Consider the following 17452-nt stretch of genomic DNA (forward strand, 5'->3'; position numbering starts at 1 on the left):
TAATTAATTATGGAGTATGAAACATGAAAAAAGTGATGACCCTTGCCGCTGCTGGCATGATCGCTCTGTCCGCACCTGCTTTCGCTGGCGCATACGGCGACGCAGTTGTGGAAGAAGAAGTAGTTGTAGTTGAAGAAGCTGGTAGCTCGATCGGCAACACCGGTCTGGCTCTGCTGGGTCTGGCTGTTGTAGCTGGCATCATTGCTGCTTCGGACGACTCGACCGACGAATCGGAATAATTTGAAGACTTCGCAAGAAGTTCTCAATCTGAAACGGCAAGCCTTCTGGGCTTGCCGTTTTTGTTTGCAGAGGTCATGATTCCACCATTGGCTGAAACGCCGCTCATCGGTGCGAAGGACGCTCTGAATTGCAAAAGATCACGCCGATTATTTTGGCAGGCGGTGTTGGCACGCGCCTTTGGCCAATATCCCGTGAAAGCTATCCCAAGCAGTTCTTGAAAATCGACGGCTCGCGCAGCTTGTTTCAGCAAACCGTGCAGCGCTTTCAATCGCCGGGTTTCGGGCGACCAATCATCGTGACCAACGAGAGCTATCGCTTTCATATCGTCGAACAGATGGGTGAAATCGGCACCCTGCCCGAGCTCATATTACTTGAGCCCTTTTCCCGTAATACGGCAGGTGCCGTGCTTGCTGCAGTTAAAGCGCAAGCACAGCGAGATCCAACCACCCTTTGCATCGTTGCCCCTGCAGACCACCTTATTTCCGATACCGACGGTTTTATCGCCGCCGTTGAAAAAGGCGTGGCCGCTGCGAAATCCGGCAAGTTGGTCACGTTTGGCATCAAACCCGACCGACCTGAAACCGGCTATGGCTATCTTGAACTTGGCAATACTGACACTGACCTTAACCAGCCAGCACCCGTTCTTTCGTTCAAGGAAAAACCAGACCTGCAAACAGCCGCGCACATGATGGCCAGTGGTTGCCACCTGTGGAATGCTGGCATTTTCCTGTTTCACTGCGCAGATATCCAAGACGCGTTTGCCCGCCATGCACCAGATATCATGACACAAGTGTCAGCCGCACTTGATCACAGCAGGCTCGATCTGGGGTTTACACGGCTCGACAAGACCGCGTGGAAGGGTCTGCGCGATATATCATTGGACTACGCCGTCATGGAACACGCGGACAATATCTGCGCGGTGCCGTATGACGGTCATTGGTCTGATTTGGGAAGCTGGCAAGGGTTCTGGCGCGAGGAATGTGGGGCCGACCCGGAGCAATCCGGCGTCGTGACGATCGGCGACGCCCATAGCATAGACTGCGAAGGCAGCTTGCTTATGTCCGACAGCCCCGCGCAAACGATCGTCGGCGTTGGGCTGCGCGATTTGGTTGCCGTGGCGATGAAGGACGCTGTGCTTGTTGCAGACCGCGGTCGCTCAAACGACATTGGGGCGGTCGTAAGCTATCTGCAAAGCAAGGCAGCACCGCAGGCCACGATCCGACCGCAAGATTTCCGACCGTGGGGATGGTTCGAGGAATTGGTTTCCGGTCCGGGTTTCAAGGTGAAGCTTATCACCGTGCACCCAAGGGGTGTCTTGTCGCTGCAATCCCACACTCATCGCGCCGAACATTGGGTGGTGGTCGAAGGCTCTGCCAGCGTGACAATTGGCAACCAAACCATCGAACTGTCGGCGAACCAGTCTGCATACGTGCCAACGGGCGAAGTTCACCGACTGGAAAACAATGGCGTCACCGATGCCGTTTTGATCGAAGTGCAAACCGGCCCTTATCTGGGTGAGGACGACATCATTCGATACGAGGACGCTTATGCCCGCAGCTAGCCCGAACGCTTCCGGTTGATCACAGTCGCAAGTTCTGAATAGCAAGACTGCCGATCCGCTGTCCCACCCATTGGCTGGATTTCAACACACGCCCCTGCCCGTCAACCCAATAGACGTTGTCAAATGAGATTTCGCCGCGCTTGCAGCTTTCCTTCATGACAACCGCGTTAGAATTAATCGCCCCAAGGCTCACACGTTCCGATTTGACACGGGTCAACGTGCAATCAACCAATAGGTTTGTACTTTGACCCAGATTGCCAAGATAGAAATGCTCGCGCTTATAAGTGGCCGCCCGACGTCCGGTGATTGCGGACACCGCCGGATCGATACGCGACGCCATCAGGTCTTCGCCCAATCCCCGCGTGTTAGCCAGCACACCGCGCTTGAACGTCATCCCTTGGCCGAGCACACTTCCCCATGTCACGTAATCGCCATTTCTGCCGACTGGGCTGATCGCCAAAACCGCCTTCGTGTCGATGCGAACGACCAGTGCGATCGGCCCTTTGGTTGCCGACAAGGCCTTGTTTACAATAGCGTTTGGATCAGCGGCAGCCGCGGTCGCCCCCGTCGTCTTTGTCCCTTTGGACCCACCCAGCTTAGCGCCAAGTTGCTTGCCAGAGCTTTTCAGCAGGCTTGCGGTAATTTTTGGCAGTTCAACTTCGGACGTGTCCGAGCCGCACGCGCCAAGCACCAACGCAGCACAAAGCGTCAGACTTGCCGCACGAAGGGGGAATTTGGAAAGAGGGCTGAACACACTTATCTCCAGAACTTGCCCCAACGGGCAGCTAGGGCATCACCGTGACCTTCATCGACCCATTCGAACAGTCGGCCATCGACCTCAAGTCGTGCGCCACCGTCACGTGACAGCGATCTAAGTTCTGCTGTCGACGCACCACGTGACGGGGTGCCGAAAGCCCACTCAAACGGAATTGACAGGCGGATACCTTTGTCGAACGATCCCTCGCCGAAGTCCTCTGCGGACACGTTGGTCTTGGTCACAAAGCCGCCGACCTTCCACCCATTTTCGAAGGTCCGGTCGACTGACAACGTTGCACCATAGTCACCAGCAAGGTAACGACCCACATCTAGGCGACTGGTGAACCCATTTCCGAAATCGTAATAAGCCGATACATGCCCGGTAACGACGCTGTAATCTTGGAAACTGAACAACTGGTCAAACTCGCGCTGCTTGACCCAGGCAAGCTCAGCACCCACAGCAAACTGGCTGTCGACAGGCTTCCACAGCACCTCACCCGACACGCCGCCGAACATGCTTTCAAGATATCCAATTGTAACGCGGCTATAAAGGTTCTTTCCGGGCCGTCCGTACATGGTTGCCGTCAGATGAGAAATCGCCGGATCACCTTCTGAGGCATACAGCGAGCCTTGTGTCCGCACAGGTGGCAGCTTGGAAGAGCCTGCCTTGCCTTCTGCCAGATTTCCCCACAGACTTTTCGACACAGACCCCGACAGGAAAATATTTGGAGCAATCTCATATGACCCGCTCAGCTTTAGGCCGAAATCAGCACGGATCGGGCTTGCCGGGTCAAAGAAACTCAGCCCCAAATAGGGGGCAAGAGCCCAGCGGAACCGACTGTCGGATCTGACCAGTTCCGAATTGCGAACCGCGCGCGGCGTCGCTTCATCAATCGAAACGCGGTTGAACATGTCAATGGCGGGCGCGTGTTCCAACCGCTCGATATCGCTGCGGCGCATGGTGACTGTGGACAGCGGAACGCCTTTGTCCACCAACGTTATGACAAATGTCTCGATCGAGGGCGGCAGGGCATGGGTCAGAATCCGCGCGGTACGCCCAACGGCCTGCGCCGGGGAATAGAATTTTCGGTTATCGACCTTCAGCTCGGCACGCGTCGTGCCCAGCGCGAGGGACTGCAGCGTGATGCCTTCCTTATTCAGTGCATCACCAACTGCCTTGCGGATACCGGTTTCGTTGGTCGGGTCCGAAATCCAGCCCGTGCTCCATGCGTCTGCATTGCTGCGCGAGGGGCGCGGCTTGACCGGCAACGGCGCGCGTTCATTTCCGGAGCGCGCCACCGGTTGACGCGGGTTCAGGCGAATAACGACATTTGCGCCGACAGTATCGCCTGCCAGATAGAAGGCGTTGACGTGAATGGCAGGTGACACCTGATAGTCGACGGCGAAGTTAAACGGCGACTTATGTTCCATCACACCGGCCGCAACTTCTTGCACGTATGCGTCCGAGCTGTATTCCGCCTTCAGCGTCAGCTTGTCGTTGACCTTGTAAGACACACCGGCAAATGGCGCGAAATCGCCCTTGAACCACTGGCTCGCATTCAGGGTGCCGCCCTGACCAAAGTTCCATTCGGGACGCCCGCCGCCGATGGTGCCAATCGGTTCATAGCTGCCCATCCGGCCCCAGCCCAGACCGCCGGTCACACGCAGCCGGTCGCCGATTGACTTGGTCGCAACGATATACTCGCTGGAATAAATGCCGGTGCCGATGAAATCGCGAATACCTACGGACACGGCCGGGAAATACTTGCTTTCGTTCAGCACGCGATAACGGACATCAAAGCTTCGGTCAAAATAGTCGCCAACGACCGGGTGAAAATCGGCGATCTTCGAATAGCGGAAGCTGCCTGACAGGCGGGGCGTGATTTGAAAGCTCAGCGTGCCGTTCGCGTTGGGCCCGAACTGCGAATAGGTGAACGCCAATTCGCTGTCGGCCGCAGCCTCGGCCGTCGGCATCGCGATCAGACCAGGCGTCCCGTAGATGGTGTAACTTGTTGTTAGCGTGCCAACTTCTGCCACAGCCGGCGTAGCTATCGCCGCCGTCAGACCAAAGACTGCCAGTTTACAAAAATCCACCCGAGAAATGCTCACTGCCATCTCCGTTCAACATCTTTTTTTGTTCAAATACGCGATCCTTACGGACAAATCACGTAAAACCGACAAGGATCAGCGGTTTGCAGTGGATTGTCGCGCAAATGCACGAATAGCCTCGCAGTTCCTCTAACCTTTGTAACGCCACGTTACCAGCCTTAACGAAATCCGGTCGGCTATACTTAACAAAAGCCCTTTTATGTCGGAGCCGATCATGAGCCTTTTCACACCATCCGCCGCGTGGGTCAGCGACGAACACCGTATGTTCGCCGACATGACCAACCGGTTCTTTGCCGAGAAGCTGACACCGAACATCGAACGTTGGGTCGATGAGGGGATCGTTGACCGCGACTTCTGGCGCACAGCCGGTCAAGCCGGGATCATGGGCGGCGCCATTCCCGAAGACTTCGGTGGCGCAGGTGGCGATATGGGCTTTGAAAGCGTTGTTATCTATGAACAAACCCGAACGGGCGATTGTGGCTGGGGCTATGGCATCCAGTCAATCGTGGTTCACTATATCACTGCCTATGGCACTGACGAACAGAAGGCACGCTGGCTGCCCGGTCTGGCGTCGGGCGAAATCGTCGGCGCGATTGCCATGACCGAGCCAGGAACCGGGTCCGACCTTCAGGCTGTGCGCACCCGTGCCGAGAAGGACGGCAATCAATACAAAATCAATGGGTCAAAGATCTTCATCACCAATGGGCAGGCTGCCGATCTAATCATCACGGTCTGCAAAACCGACCCGGACGCCGGATCGAAAGGTATTTCATTGATCGTCGTCGAGCCGGATCAGTGCGACGGCTTCAAGCGCGGCCAGAACCTGAAAAAGCTGGGCATGAAGGCCAATGACACATCCGAGCTGTTCTATGAAGATGTGAAAGTCCCCCAGACCAACCTGCTTGGGTCCGAGGAAGGCCAAGGCTTCTATCAACTAATGAAACAACTGCCGTGGGAGCGGCTGTTGATCGCGATCCAAGCCCTTGGTGCGATTGATTTCGCGCTGGAACAAACCATCGCGTACACGCAGGATCGCAAAGCGTTCGGACAACGTGTGATGGATTTTCAGAACACGCGCTTCAAGCTGGCCGAATGCAAGACCAAAGCCGAGGTGCTGCGCAGCTTCGTCAATGACGGGATTGCACGGCTTATTGACGGCACGCTTGATGCGCCCACGGCCTCGATGGCGAAATACTGGGGCAGCGAAGTGCAGAACGAGGTCATGCACGAATGCCTGCAACTGTTCGGTGGCTATGGCTACATGATGGAATACCCGATCGCGCGCCTTTACGCGGATGCGCGCGTTCAAATGATCTATGGCGGGACCAACGAGATCATGAAAGAGCTGATCGCCCGGTCGATTGATGTCTGAAAAAAAACGCGGACACGGCCCACTGCATGGCCTGAAGGTGGTCGAGGTTCAGGGCCTTGGCCCCACACCATTCGCCGCGATGTGGCTGGCGGATATGGGGGCAGACGTCGTCCGCATCCAGCGCCCCAACCTCAAACCACTTATCCCGCAGAAGATGGACGTGCTGAACCGAGGGCGCGGGTTTGTCGAGTTGGACCTAAAGGACAAAACCGACCGCGACACCGCCGGTGACCTGATCAACCATGCCGACATGCTGATCGAAGGCATGCGCCCCGGCGTGATGGAACGTCTTGGCCTAGGCCCCGAGGCGTTCACGCAAACCAACCCAAAGCTGATCTATGGGCGGATGACCGGTTGGGGACAATCCGGGCCACTGGCGCAGGCAGCAGGGCATGACATCAACTATATCTCGATCACCGGCGCGCTTCACGCAATTGGGGGCGACGCGCCGGTGCCACCATTGAACCTTCTGGGCGATTTCGGCGGCGGCGGGATGTATCTGGTGGCCGGGATGCTCGCCGCCCTTCATGCTGCGCGCGAAGCGGGCCAGGGGTCAGTTGTCGACGCCGCAATCACCGACGGCACCGCGCATCTGATGGCAATGATCTATTCGATGCATGGTGCGCATCTTTGGGCGGATCAACGCGAAGCAAACCTGCTGGATGGCGGCGCGCCCTTCTATCGCGTCTATGAATGCGCCTGCGGCGGCCACATGTCCGTCGGCGCACTGGAGGCCAAGTTTTACACCGAGCTTCTGTCGCGATTGGGGTTGAACAGTGACGATCTGCCCGAACAAATGGATGTTGAAGGCTGGCCCACACTGCGAGGCGCCATCGCCGAACGCTTCAAGCAAAAGTCACGCGATGAATGGGCAGCATTGCTCGAAGGCACAGACGCCTGCTGTGCACCTGTCCTGTCGCTTGCAGAAGCGCCCAACCACCCCCACAACAAAGCCCGCAATGCTTTCACCACGATCAGTGGCGTCGTCCAACCAGAGGCCGCGCCAAAGCTGTCAACGTCAGACGGACGGGCAGTCGCTGGGGAAGAACGGCAGCCAGAATCCGTGGAAGACGTGCTCGCCCGTTGGTCCTAATCCGCATTTGGGCGCGCGCGAAAGGCAGGCATTCCGGCGGGCAACATGACCGAGCACCCATGTCTTCGCCATGGCCCCTGCACTCTCCGTAAAAGACATCCCGATTTCCCAATTTGCCCTTGCAAACCCCGCGCGGGACCGCTAAATCCCCGCCTACCGCGCTCTGGTAGCTCAGCTGGATAGAGTACTTGACTACGAATCAAGGGGTCGGGGGTTCGAATCCTCCCCAGAGCGCCATTTTCTATTTTGTAGGACGTCAGACGAAATTGACCTTTGCGTCATAAACTGACCCAATTCACCACGAACCGGATGTTTGTGGTCAAACCGCGGATATCCGGTTCGAACCCTTTATTTGAGTTCGCACGAAGTCCCCGTGGCGGTGATGCTCAGTAGAGTACGATCGGCTGTCAACATCTGAATGATGTGATGTGGTCTTGTCTTCTGACCGAGAAAACCCGCGGAGAATGAATCGCGTGACTTGATGCTGGGCGGCGCATTCGCACCGCCCGGTTTGTCACCAATGAATCTGTGTGGCCATGAAGGATAGCTCACGTCAAGTGGCGGCGAGTAGCCCACTCAACCTGCGGTCGGTTCACATAACACCCCTTAGACGTCGTTCACGCTTTGTTATACCGCCGCCGATCACCCACCGGTTGCGAAACCTGCCATTCGAGACGCCATTCTACGACGACCGCAATGCGGGACAAACCAGACTTGTGCCGGTGCAGCTATTGCTGACGCAGAGAACACTCGCAATTGCAGCATCGCATATTTGGAAGCACAGTACGTTTCACCAAACCGGTCGTTCACACGCGCCGATCTCGGCAGATCTCAAACTGGCTTTCGCTACGGTCTGCCCAAACAGTCGAGACGCGGACAAAGCACCCTTTCGCTGCGACGGCATTGGCCAATAGCAAGAGCCAACATTCGTAGCAGAGCTTTAGAAACCGCGGCTTGGGTCTTCGTCCGTGAGTGTGACACTCAATTCCGTTCGCTGAACGTAAGATAAGCCCAAGTGTCGCCAATAAAAGACCACCGCCGCCGTAAACCCCGGCGGCGGCGCGATCATTCAGCTGATAGGACGTGGCTTGAGCGACATTTCAAGGAAGTTGTCCTTGTAGGCACTCTCGCCGATCTTACGCAGCACACCGCGGCCCAGCTTGTAACGATAGTTGCCAGAAACAGGGTCTGGCACTGCGTGGCAAACAGAGTTTGCCATAGACCCCGGGTAGTTGAACGCAGCCTTGGCAACGCCCGGGCGCATCTCGTCCGAGACGATGGCGACGGCGACGAACTGGCCTGTTGTGGTCTTGATGTGGCCGTTTTCCATGAGCTTGGAAAAGCTCAGGTCGTCCGACTTAACCCCGACCGGTTCGCCCGATTGGACATAGACCGTGTCGTTGAAACCTTCGACCAAATCGCCCGACTCGATGCCCGCTGGGGCTGCGTCGTCAGGGTGGATTACGATGTGCGGCCATGGCCAGCGCTTCGCCAGATATGGTTTGCGCAGGTCGTCGAAGCCAGATTGCCAGGTCTCGTTCACACGACCATTGGTAATCCATATCTCGCCCTTTTCGGCGCGGGGCTTGATCGCCTCGTAGAAATCGGACCAGCTGTCATTTTCCCACGGGGTTTTCAGCATGTTGGCTTTCCCGGTGTGCGTGCCGAACGCATACAGCCACTTCTGGTCGTATGTATCGCCTTCAACCTCACCCCAATCATTGGACGCATCATGCAGGCGTTTCGTGCCGACCATTTCACCGTCAATAAGTCTGATCGGCGTCTGGATACCAGTGGTGCCCAACTCGCGCAGTTTTTCATGCGCCTTCTTGCCTTCTTTCTTCGCTTCTTGCGCCAGCACATGATAGCTGAGCACGCCGCCGCGCGAATGGCGCGAGGCTTCTTCGAAGATGTCGTTTGACTCTTTCCAGTCAAACCCGGCAAAGCCCATTTTTTGCGCAAACAGGCCGATCGCCCACCAATCGGGTTTCGCCTCGCCCGGTGCGTCATTGAACTTGGCATACAGGCGCAGGCGACGCTCGGCGTTACAGCGCGCGAAGTCCACTTCGCCCCAGCCGGCAGCCGGCAGAACGATATCGGCATATTGCGTGTTAAGCGGATCAACAGGGTAGATATCGCTATCCACCAGCATCATGCCGCCACTGTCAGCGCGCGCTTTGAAGACTTCAATCAGGTGATCGCGGTCAACCGAGCGGGGCTGATGTTCATTGCGCACCGTGAGGTCTGCAACACGGCTGGCCAGTTCTTGGCTTGCCAGCATGGCCGCGAACCATGTGCACCCGATGGTCCAGAAAAACTTCACTTTGCCGTCCATCACCCAGCGGTCCACATTCAGCGCCTTCTTGCGCCGCCCGGGGTGTTTTTCGGGCGAAAGGAAGCCTTTGCCTCCGCCGGGGTTCATCCCGCCGCGCTGGTGTCCGCCGCCACGGCTGATCACTTGGCCGGGGCGGTTGCCCGCGCCGCATATCAGGCCAACAGAGGCCAGCGATGCCGTGTTCATGTAGTTGTTAGACCAGTAGTTGCCCTTCTCCAGCATGAACGAGGTTTTAGGCCGTGTGCCGTCTTCGCGTGGTTTGGCGATCATCTCGGCTGCTTGCTGGATCAACTCGGCGTCAATGCCTGTGATCCGCGAAGCCTCGGCCAGTTCTGCGGCGGGCTCGTTCGCTATGAATTTCTGGAAATCTTCCCAGTCGGACTGCCAACGCCCCCATGTGGTGCGCCACTGCCAGCGGGTGTTGCGCGTGCCACGGCCAAAGCCGCTTTCGATTTCCCACTTCGTGTTCACCCAATTGTCGATGAACTCCTGATCCTGCCAGCCATTGTCGATGATGATCTTGGCAAGCGCCAGATGCAGCACCGTGTCTGTACCGGGAATGATGGGAAGCCAAAGACCACCGTTCTTGAGGCCGTATTCAACGCCCATCGTCTTGTGCGGGGTGACGAAGATCATCGTCTTGTCCGGGTTTTCGCCTTGCATCATCCATTCGGTGAACAGCACCGTTTTGGTTTCATACGGGTCGACGCCAGACAGGAACGCCACATCGCATTTCCCCCAATCATCATAGGAGGCCGCGAACGAGTTTATACCAGCATCGTCAAGCCCTGCGGCGTCTTCTGCATTTTGTGGTTTGTCGTGCGGCGCATAGACAGGTGTGCCAATGGCGCGGTCTACCAGTTTGCGAATGGCGAAGGTGTTCTCAAAATACTCATAGCTGTAGGTTTTCATCCCCCACGCATGTTCACCATGTTTTTCAAGCACGTGTTTGGACACTTCCGCCATCACATCGGTGGCGAGATCCCAGCTGACCGGCGTCAGAACACCGCCAATGCGGATCATCGGGTATTTAAGACGGTCGCGTGTTGGCGTTTCTGGATTATAGATCTTTTGTGCCAGCGTTCCGCCGCGCACCGAATGGTTGCCGTCGCGATTGACCACTTCTGCATCCGGATCCGCGATCACCACAAAATGGTGTTGGCGACCTTCGTGCATACCGATGTTGTGCTGCGATTCCGCGATCCAAGGCACACCGCCGCTTGGAAAATCGACGCCAAAGACGTTTTGGTCGGCGTTTGTCCCACCTTCTGAGCCAACTGGCCAGCGGTAGACTTTATAGGAGCACGCAACGATGCAATAGCTGCACGCAGTCGTGATCACCTCAGCATTGGGAGGAGGCAGCGGAACGGAATTTCTGTTTTGTACATTGCTAGTCATTTTTGTCTCCTTGCCTCAAGCGCCCGAGGGGTTTTGGCTGTAGCCGTAAAACAGACCCATCACGCCTGTTGCGACGATATCGTCACCGTCAATTTCCAAGATGATTTGCGGCAGGCTGGCCGAAGAGTGACCCGAAACGATCATCCCGTGACGCGAAAGATCGAACGTCGACAAGTGCAAGGGGCACGGCCCCAGCACAGAGTGCTGCGACTTGAACTCAGCCTCGCCCATGTAGCCGCCCATATGTGGACAGATGGTGTTGAAGGCGACAATGTTGCGCGCCTCACCCACGCCCCCGCCGGCTTCTTCTTCCAGCATCATCACGAGGTTTTCGATATCATCGGTCGGGTAGTTGAAAGAAATCGCCTTGCCCTTTTCAAGCGCGGACACTTTGCCAATAACCTTGCGCGTATAAGACGATGAGACGAGCTCTTGCGCCTCAGCGCCGCGGCCCACCGTGGCCAGCACGGTTACAGATGCGCCGCCAAGGATCAGGAAGTTTCTGCGGCTAATGGATTGGCAGGCGTGGTTTAGGCCTGCGCCTTTGGCTTCTACTGGCTTGTTCATTTTGCAAACTCCGCCCATGTATTGGTTTCGGGAAGCTCTGGTTCATCAAGAAGCAGAGGCTCATCCATTGACAGCGCCTCTAGGAAAGCGACCAGGTCCGCTTCCTCTTCACTGCTAAGGCCAAGCGGTGTCAGACCTGCTGTCTGACCTTCGCCGCCACCTGCGTTATAGAAGGCGACCACATCGGCCAGCGTCTCTAAGCCACCGTTGTGCATGAAGGGTTCTGTCCAGCGCAGCTCGCGCAAGGACGGCGTGCGGAACTTGTGCTTGTCATCCGGCCGTTTGGTCTGGTGATAAAGTCCCAGATCGTCGGCTCCGGTTTTGTAGTCCTCATGCCGCCCGCCCTTCTGGTAGAGCTCCCAACGCAGGGTGATCTGATACAGCGGGTCTTCTTCGAATTCCGCCGCCGCTGGGACGCCTATGTTATAAAACTTCTGGTCTGAAACCAGCGCACCGTTGTGGCACGAGATGCAGTTTGCCTTACCGTTGAAAAGCTCCATCCCACGTTTGGCTTCATCGCTCATTGCCGTTTCATCGCCCGCAAGGAAACGGTCGAAAGGCACCTTTGTGGCGTCGGTGACAATCGTGCGCTCATAGGCGGCAATTGCCATCCACGCCGCGGAAATGTGCGGCACCGTGCCGAACACCTCTTTGAAGGCCGCAACATACTCCGGAACGAAACGCAGACGCATTTCCATCATCGAGCCGTCACCGTTGCCAGCAACTCCGCCGCCAGCCGCGGCCTTGGCTTGCAACTCGAGGCTGCGACTTGCGCCATCCCAGAACAGCTTGTTGTAATACGCCGAATTCACGATCGTCTGGCTGTTGCGCCAGTGCTGCGTGCCCGGATAGCCGAACGATATCGGAGTAGCAGTGCCCCAGCCCGCATCCGGCAGGTGGCAGGCCGAACAGGGCATCGCGCCGTTGCCAGACAGGCGCCCATCCCAGAACAGTTTTTCGCCCAAGGCGATCTTTTCTGGGGTCATCGGGTTATCGGCAGGAATCGGCGCCGGGCCGAGGGTTGCCAGCGGCGGGACGTCTTGCGCCATCGCGGCTGTGCTGACGAACGAGATCAGGGCGACCTGCCCCAGCAGTTGCTTTGCTTTATTTTTCATATCGGGCACCTCCTCAATTCTCGCCGACAACGCGCATGGCGTAGTCCGGCAGTTCTGGAACGGCGACATTCGGCGCGTCACCTGTCAGGCTTTCAAGGAAGGCGACAAGATCGGCCGCCTCTTCGTTGGTGAGGTCCAGCGCGGGCAGTTGCTCGTTCCCTGCGTTATAGAAATCAACAACATCAGCCAGTGTGGCGTGGACGCCGGAATGCATGTAGGGCGCAGTTTGGCCCACATCCCAGAGCGAGGGCGTCGCGAATTTACCGTCGTCGCCATCATCTTTTGTGACCGCATAGTGCCCTGCATCTTCACGCAAGTTCATGTAGTTCGGCGTGCCAAGGGTGGCGAAGAAGCGCAGCATAATGATCTGGCGCTCTGCATCCTCTTGCAGCTCGGTGTTGCCGGGAACGCCCGTGGCGTGAACACCACCATCCGAGAGCGTTGGGCCATTGTGGCATTCGATGCAGCCTGCTTTGCCAGCGAACAAATCCATGCCGCGCGTTGCTGCTTCAGAAAGCGCAGCCTGGTCGCCATTCAGATAGGCATCAAAGGGCGCGCCTTCGGTTCGAATGGTTTTGAGATACTCGCCAAGCGCGCTGTAAATCTTGCCACCGTAAGGATCACCTCCAAAGGCTTCCTCGAACATTTCAACATATTCCGGCACTTGCTTCAGCCGTTCCTGTGCAAGGCGGCTGTCCATGTGCATGGTGTGACTCTCAGTCATCATATCGCGCGAGACGGTGCTCATGTCGGCGCCGTCAAGGCGGCCGTCCCACATCAGCACGTTGCTGAACGAGGTGTTGAACAGGGATTTCGCGTTGCGAAAGTGCACGCCGCCTGCATAGGCGTCAGACAGCGCCTGACCGTCGCCCCAGCCATTGACAGGGTCGTGACAGGACGAACATGAATTGCCGACATCGCCAGAAAGGCGGTCATCAAAGAACAGCATCTCGCCCAGTTTTGCTTTGGCTTGGTTGACCTCATTGGGTGCGGGTAAAGGCGCAAAATCTGCGGCCCGACCTGTTGCAGGGGCTGACGCAAGAACAAGCAGCAAAGCCGCGGTTCCTTTCAACATCTGATATCTCGTAAAGTGCCTGCTTCGCATTGCAAAGACCTCCCAGTTGATGCGGCTCAAGAGCGATCAAGGGCGTTCAAACACATGTCCTGAGACGCAGATCACCCCTGATTGCTCCCAAAAGCATAGGCAGGCACTTGCGCTGATTTGTTTCGGGCAGAGTTACAATTTGCGATATTTTGTGACATTTTGTGACGGCGCGTTTTGGGCGACTGTCAGGCTGTTTGCAGCATCTCTTTGATGCGCTGTGCAAGCTGTGAGGGTTCGACAGGCTTATTTAGGAAGCCGGGCTTTGGACCATGTAAGTCCAGATCGCTTTTGCGATAGGCAGAACAGAACAAGATGGGGCATTGCGGGCGCAGCGCGCGGATTTCAGCGGCCACTTCATCACCCGACATTTCCGGCATCACCAGATCAAGGATGACCAGATCGTAACGATCCGAGTTGTCGCGGAACCTTGCAAGGCCCGATGTGGCATGGCTGAAAGCTTCAACCTGATAGCCAAGACGCTGCAGAAGGCGCCGGAAAATCGACGCGACTTCGACTTCGTCATCAATGATCAGGATCTGGCCGCGACCGCGTGGCAGGGCTTCGGCTTGTGGGACTTTGGCCAGCGCCAATTGACCAGCCGCTGGCAACCACAGGATAAAGCGCGCGCCCTGCCCTTGCTTGCTGTCGACCGTGATCTGCCCGCCCATCTCCTGAACAAGCCCTTGAACAACAGCCAGGCCCAGACCTGTCCCCTTGCCGATTGGCTTGGTTGTGAAAAACGGCGCGAAAATGCTTTCCAAAGTAGACTGTGACATGCCTTGGCCATCATCTTCGACGGTAAGTCTGACCCAGCCGTCGTTGCGCGCAGCCAGCCCCGGCGGCTCTGTCTCTGGTGGGCTGACCGAAATTTTGATCAATCCGGATTTACCGCCAATGGCTTCAGCGGCATTGGAACATAAGTTCATAAGGATCTGGTGCAGGTGGGTCGGGTCCGCCAGAACAGAGCTTGGACAGTCGCGATCTGGCGTTTCAATAACAATCGTGGGCGGCATGGCGGCGCGCAGCAAGCGGGCAACTTCGCCAATTACGGCGCAAAGATCGGTGGCAACAGCAACGCCCGGTTCGCGGCGGGCAAATGTCAGAAGCTGGCGCACAAGACTTTGCGCCCGCCGGGCGGCGATGTCGATCTGTTCAACTTCGCCAGCGAGGTCACTGCCCTCTTCCGCATCCAGGGAGGCCATATGCGCCGCGCCAATGATTGTTGTCAGGATGTTGTTGAAGTCATGTGCGATACCGCCTGCCATAAGGCCCACGGCCTCCATCTTCTGGGCACGGGTCACTTGCTCCTGAGCGCGGCGCTTTTCGGTGATATCCTCTCCGATGCCAATGAAATTACGCACCATGCCGTCTGCGCCCTTGAGCGGTAAGATCGTGGTTTCCGCCCAATAGCTGCCGCCTGATTTTCGCAAGTTGCGAAACACACCGTGCCACGGCTCGCCACGCATCAGGTTCTTGCGTATATCGCCATAGGTCGTGTCCGGTGTATCGCCGGACTGGAGCATTCTGGGGGTTTTGCCCGTCAACTCGTTCAGGCTCCAACCGGTAACTTCAATGAATTTCGGATTGGCGTATTCGATATGGCCATCGGTATCCGTGATCAAGATTGTTGCGGGGCTTTGCTCGACCGTCTCTGCCAACAGCTTTTGTGACTGTTCAAGGCGGCGTCTGTGGACCAACTCTTCCGACAAGTTGTCCATCGCTTGCCGCATATCGCGCAGAAGCAGCATCATGAGAAATCCCAGCGACAGGGCAACCGTCACAAGCGCGAACATCGACACGAAGCCAACACCAATAAGAGTTTGCCCGGTGGAAACCGCCGCGGCGACACGTTTGGTGCTCAGATCACGGTTTTGCTGCCAAATCTGCTCCAACTTGCTAAGCGCAAAGATTGCGGCGCTGTCATCGACGCGGACCAGCGCATCTGTTTGTGCAGCAGGCCAACCCTCGCGCGCGGCCTTGGTTGCTATTGGCAGTTTCGCCTCATACTGCGCGATTGTGGCGGCTATGGCGGTCAGGGCAAGGCGTTCTTCGTCCGGCAAAGGTTCAGCAAGGTAGTTACTGAGCACAGCGTCGAATTGTTCCAGTTGAACAACAACGCGGCTTCGATAGACCTCTTCCCCTCGTAGCACGTAGTTTTTGAAATTATGAATGATACCGCCATAGCCAAGGTAACCCCGCAGCGAGCTGATCCAGTCACCCTTCTTGGCGGTTTCATCGGTGTATCCGGCCCAACTGGCGGCAACTTCCTTGAATTGAGCCCGGGTTTGCATGCCAAGAAACAGACCCGTTACAACAGTAGAGATGAGCAGAATAGACGCGGCCAAGCCGATTAATCTGCTCCGTGTAATAGGCATCGTCTTCTTCCCGATCAGGCGAACCGGTTGCACTGCCGGTGTATTTGAGCGACATCAAGAAGGACTGAAAGAGGGGTGAGGTCAATGGCTGAGAGAATTCTTGTCGTCGATGACGACCGGCAGCTGACATCTTTTTTGGATCGTTTTCTGAGCAAGCAAGGCTATCGGGTCACAACCGCCGGGACGGCAAGTCAGATGGGACTTGCTATGGAACATCAGGAGTTTAACCTGATTGTTCTCGACATCGGTTTGCCGGATGGTGACGGGTTCGAACTCACGCGGGAATTTCGAAAACACTCTAACTTGCCGATCATTGTTCTGACGGCGCGCGATGATGTTTTTGACAGGGTTATTGGGCTGGAGCTGGGGGCGGACGACTATATCACCAAGCCGTTCGAGCCCCGCGAATTGCTGGCACGCGTCAAATCAGTTCTGCGCAGAAGCGGCGCGGATGATGCCCCCGTTCTCGAAGGCGCCCCGGAACGGTATCGCGATTTTTCCGGCTTCCGGATAGACTTGGTGTCTCGCATGCTCAGCCTGAGAGACGACGGCACCGAGATCAACGTGACGTCAACGGAATACGCCTTGTTGCTGGCGTTGACGGACACCCCGGGGAAAGTTCTGGCGCGTTCGGAGATCCTTGAGGCGCTCTACGGCAACTCCACCGCCGTCACCGATCGCGCGATCGACGCTCACATGGTGCGTCTGCGCCGCAAGCTGGGCCAAGGGGACGGTGAAGCGCCCTTGATCCGCACAGTCCACGGCGTGGGCTATACGATTGCAGCAAGTATTTTAAACGTCTCCTAAGCGCTCCTCACAGAGGATTCATGCAACCTTCTACTTTTAATTGAGCGAGGCTATCTTGGTTTGAGGCAAACCGTCCTAACATCATGAAATGCCACCGACTGTCGCCCTTATGCCCGCGCGGATGATCATACATCTGCCGCTTTTTTCTCGCTGCGAACGCGCGCAGCGAGAAAATCGAATTCACACTCTGGGCTCGTTCCTGACCTTCGCCGCGCTCTGCACTAAGGGCCGCTTTTCGTATTGGGTCAGAATTGCTTGACGTTTGGGTCAATATTGAATGACGTGATTTTCTTGTTTCCTGAGGTTTTGGGCGCCAAAAGAGTCAAAGGTTCGTGACGTTCCACATATTTGTGGAATGTCATACGAACCTGACCCAAGTGTCATAGCGTGACCCAATCCCCTCATTTGCCCGCTTGGCCTGTTGCGTTGATCTGACTTCCTTTTTAAAAAAAAGCAGGGCTGATTTGCAGGACAGACGGCGAAGCCGCCTGTTCCTGCTGATCTGCCACGTGGCGAACGCGGATGGGGGCGTGGCAATGCTATTCGACAAAAGTGGTGCGGCCCGCAGCGCAGCGAGGACACGGCCTTGTCTAATGGGGTTGCCCGAGGGGGAAGGCCG

At 56.7% G+C, this 17452-nt stretch carries 12 protein-coding genes and 1 tRNA gene; 6 read left to right on the top strand and 7 right to left on the bottom strand.

The window, feature by feature from the left end:
- Window positions 1-23: 23 nt before the first annotated feature.
- Complete coding sequence (locus MUY35_RS09120) at window positions 24-239, top strand: hypothetical protein (RefSeq protein WP_248366309.1); 216 nt, start codon at window positions 24-26, stop codon at window positions 237-239.
- 128 nt (window positions 240-367) lie between these two features.
- Window positions 368-1801 (top strand): mannose-1-phosphate guanylyltransferase/mannose-6-phosphate isomerase, encoded by a 1434-nt coding sequence (locus MUY35_RS09125; protein ID WP_248366312.1) that lies wholly within the window; start codon window positions 368-370, stop codon window positions 1799-1801.
- A 19-nt stretch (window positions 1802-1820) separates the two neighbouring features.
- On the opposite strand, the gene MUY35_RS09130 is transcribed toward MUY35_RS09125, so the two are convergent.
- Together MUY35_RS09130 and MUY35_RS09135 are read right to left on the bottom strand one after the other, a co-directional pair.
- A complete protein-coding gene (locus MUY35_RS09130) occupies window positions 1821-2555 on the bottom strand; it encodes a YjbF family lipoprotein (RefSeq protein WP_248366315.1) in 735 nt (244 codons plus the stop codon).
- A 2-nt stretch (window positions 2556-2557) separates the two neighbouring features.
- Window positions 2558-4666 carry a YjbH domain-containing protein gene (locus tag MUY35_RS09135; protein ID WP_248366332.1) on the bottom strand — a complete coding sequence of 703 codons (2109 nt, stop codon included), beginning with the start codon at window positions 4664-4666 and terminating at the stop codon, window positions 2558-2560.
- A gap of 214 nt (window positions 4667-4880) precedes the next feature.
- Between MUY35_RS09135 and MUY35_RS09140 the strand changes: the two genes are divergently transcribed.
- The 3 genes from MUY35_RS09140 to MUY35_RS09150 all read left to right on the top strand — a co-directional run bounded on the left by MUY35_RS09140 (window position 4881) and on the right by MUY35_RS09150 (window position 7368).
- On the top strand, window positions 4881-6038 hold the full coding sequence (locus tag MUY35_RS09140) for an acyl-CoA dehydrogenase family protein (RefSeq protein WP_248366335.1): 1158 nt from the start codon (window positions 4881-4883) through the stop codon (window positions 6036-6038).
- Window positions 6031-7131, top strand: coding sequence for a CaiB/BaiF CoA-transferase family protein (locus tag MUY35_RS09145; RefSeq protein ID WP_248366338.1), 1101 nt, complete (start codon window positions 6031-6033; stop codon window positions 7129-7131). Before MUY35_RS09140 ends, MUY35_RS09145 begins: the two co-directional genes overlap by 8 nt.
- A gap of 160 nt (window positions 7132-7291) precedes the next feature.
- Window positions 7292-7368 (top strand) — tRNA-Arg (locus tag MUY35_RS09150).
- A gap of 832 nt (window positions 7369-8200) precedes the next feature.
- Here MUY35_RS09150 and MUY35_RS09155 read toward each other — a convergent pair.
- From MUY35_RS09155 to MUY35_RS09175, 5 genes are all read right to left on the bottom strand, one after another.
- Complete coding sequence (locus tag MUY35_RS09155; protein WP_248366353.1) at window positions 8201-10864, bottom strand: arsenate reductase (azurin) large subunit; 2664 nt, start codon at window positions 10862-10864, stop codon at window positions 8201-8203.
- 15 nt (window positions 10865-10879) lie between these two features.
- A complete protein-coding gene (locus MUY35_RS09160; protein WP_248366356.1) occupies window positions 10880-11431 on the bottom strand; it encodes a Rieske 2Fe-2S domain-containing protein in 552 nt (183 codons plus the stop codon).
- Window positions 11428-12546, bottom strand: coding sequence for a cytochrome c peroxidase (locus MUY35_RS09165; protein ID WP_248366359.1), 1119 nt, complete (start codon window positions 12544-12546; stop codon window positions 11428-11430). Before MUY35_RS09165 ends, MUY35_RS09160 begins: the two co-directional genes overlap by 4 nt.
- 13 nt (window positions 12547-12559) lie before the next feature.
- Entirely contained in the window at window positions 12560-13621 is a 1062-nt protein-coding gene (locus tag MUY35_RS09170) for a cytochrome c peroxidase (protein ID WP_248366362.1), read from the bottom strand.
- Between the two features lie 215 nt (window positions 13622-13836).
- Complete coding sequence (locus MUY35_RS09175) at window positions 13837-16026, bottom strand: ATP-binding protein (RefSeq protein ID WP_248366380.1); 2190 nt, start codon at window positions 16024-16026, stop codon at window positions 13837-13839.
- Between the two features lie 84 nt (window positions 16027-16110).
- Here MUY35_RS09175 and MUY35_RS09180 point away from each other — a divergent pair, with 84 nt between their 5' ends.
- Window positions 16111-16833 carry a response regulator transcription factor gene (locus MUY35_RS09180; protein ID WP_248366383.1) on the top strand — a complete coding sequence of 241 codons (723 nt, stop codon included), beginning with the start codon at window positions 16111-16113 and terminating at the stop codon, window positions 16831-16833.
- The last annotated feature ends 619 nt before the right edge of the window (window positions 16834-17452 follow it).

It is taken from the genome of Aliiroseovarius sp. S1339, assembly GCF_023195695.1.
Classification (GTDB): Bacteria; Pseudomonadota; Alphaproteobacteria; order Rhodobacterales; family Rhodobacteraceae; genus Aliiroseovarius.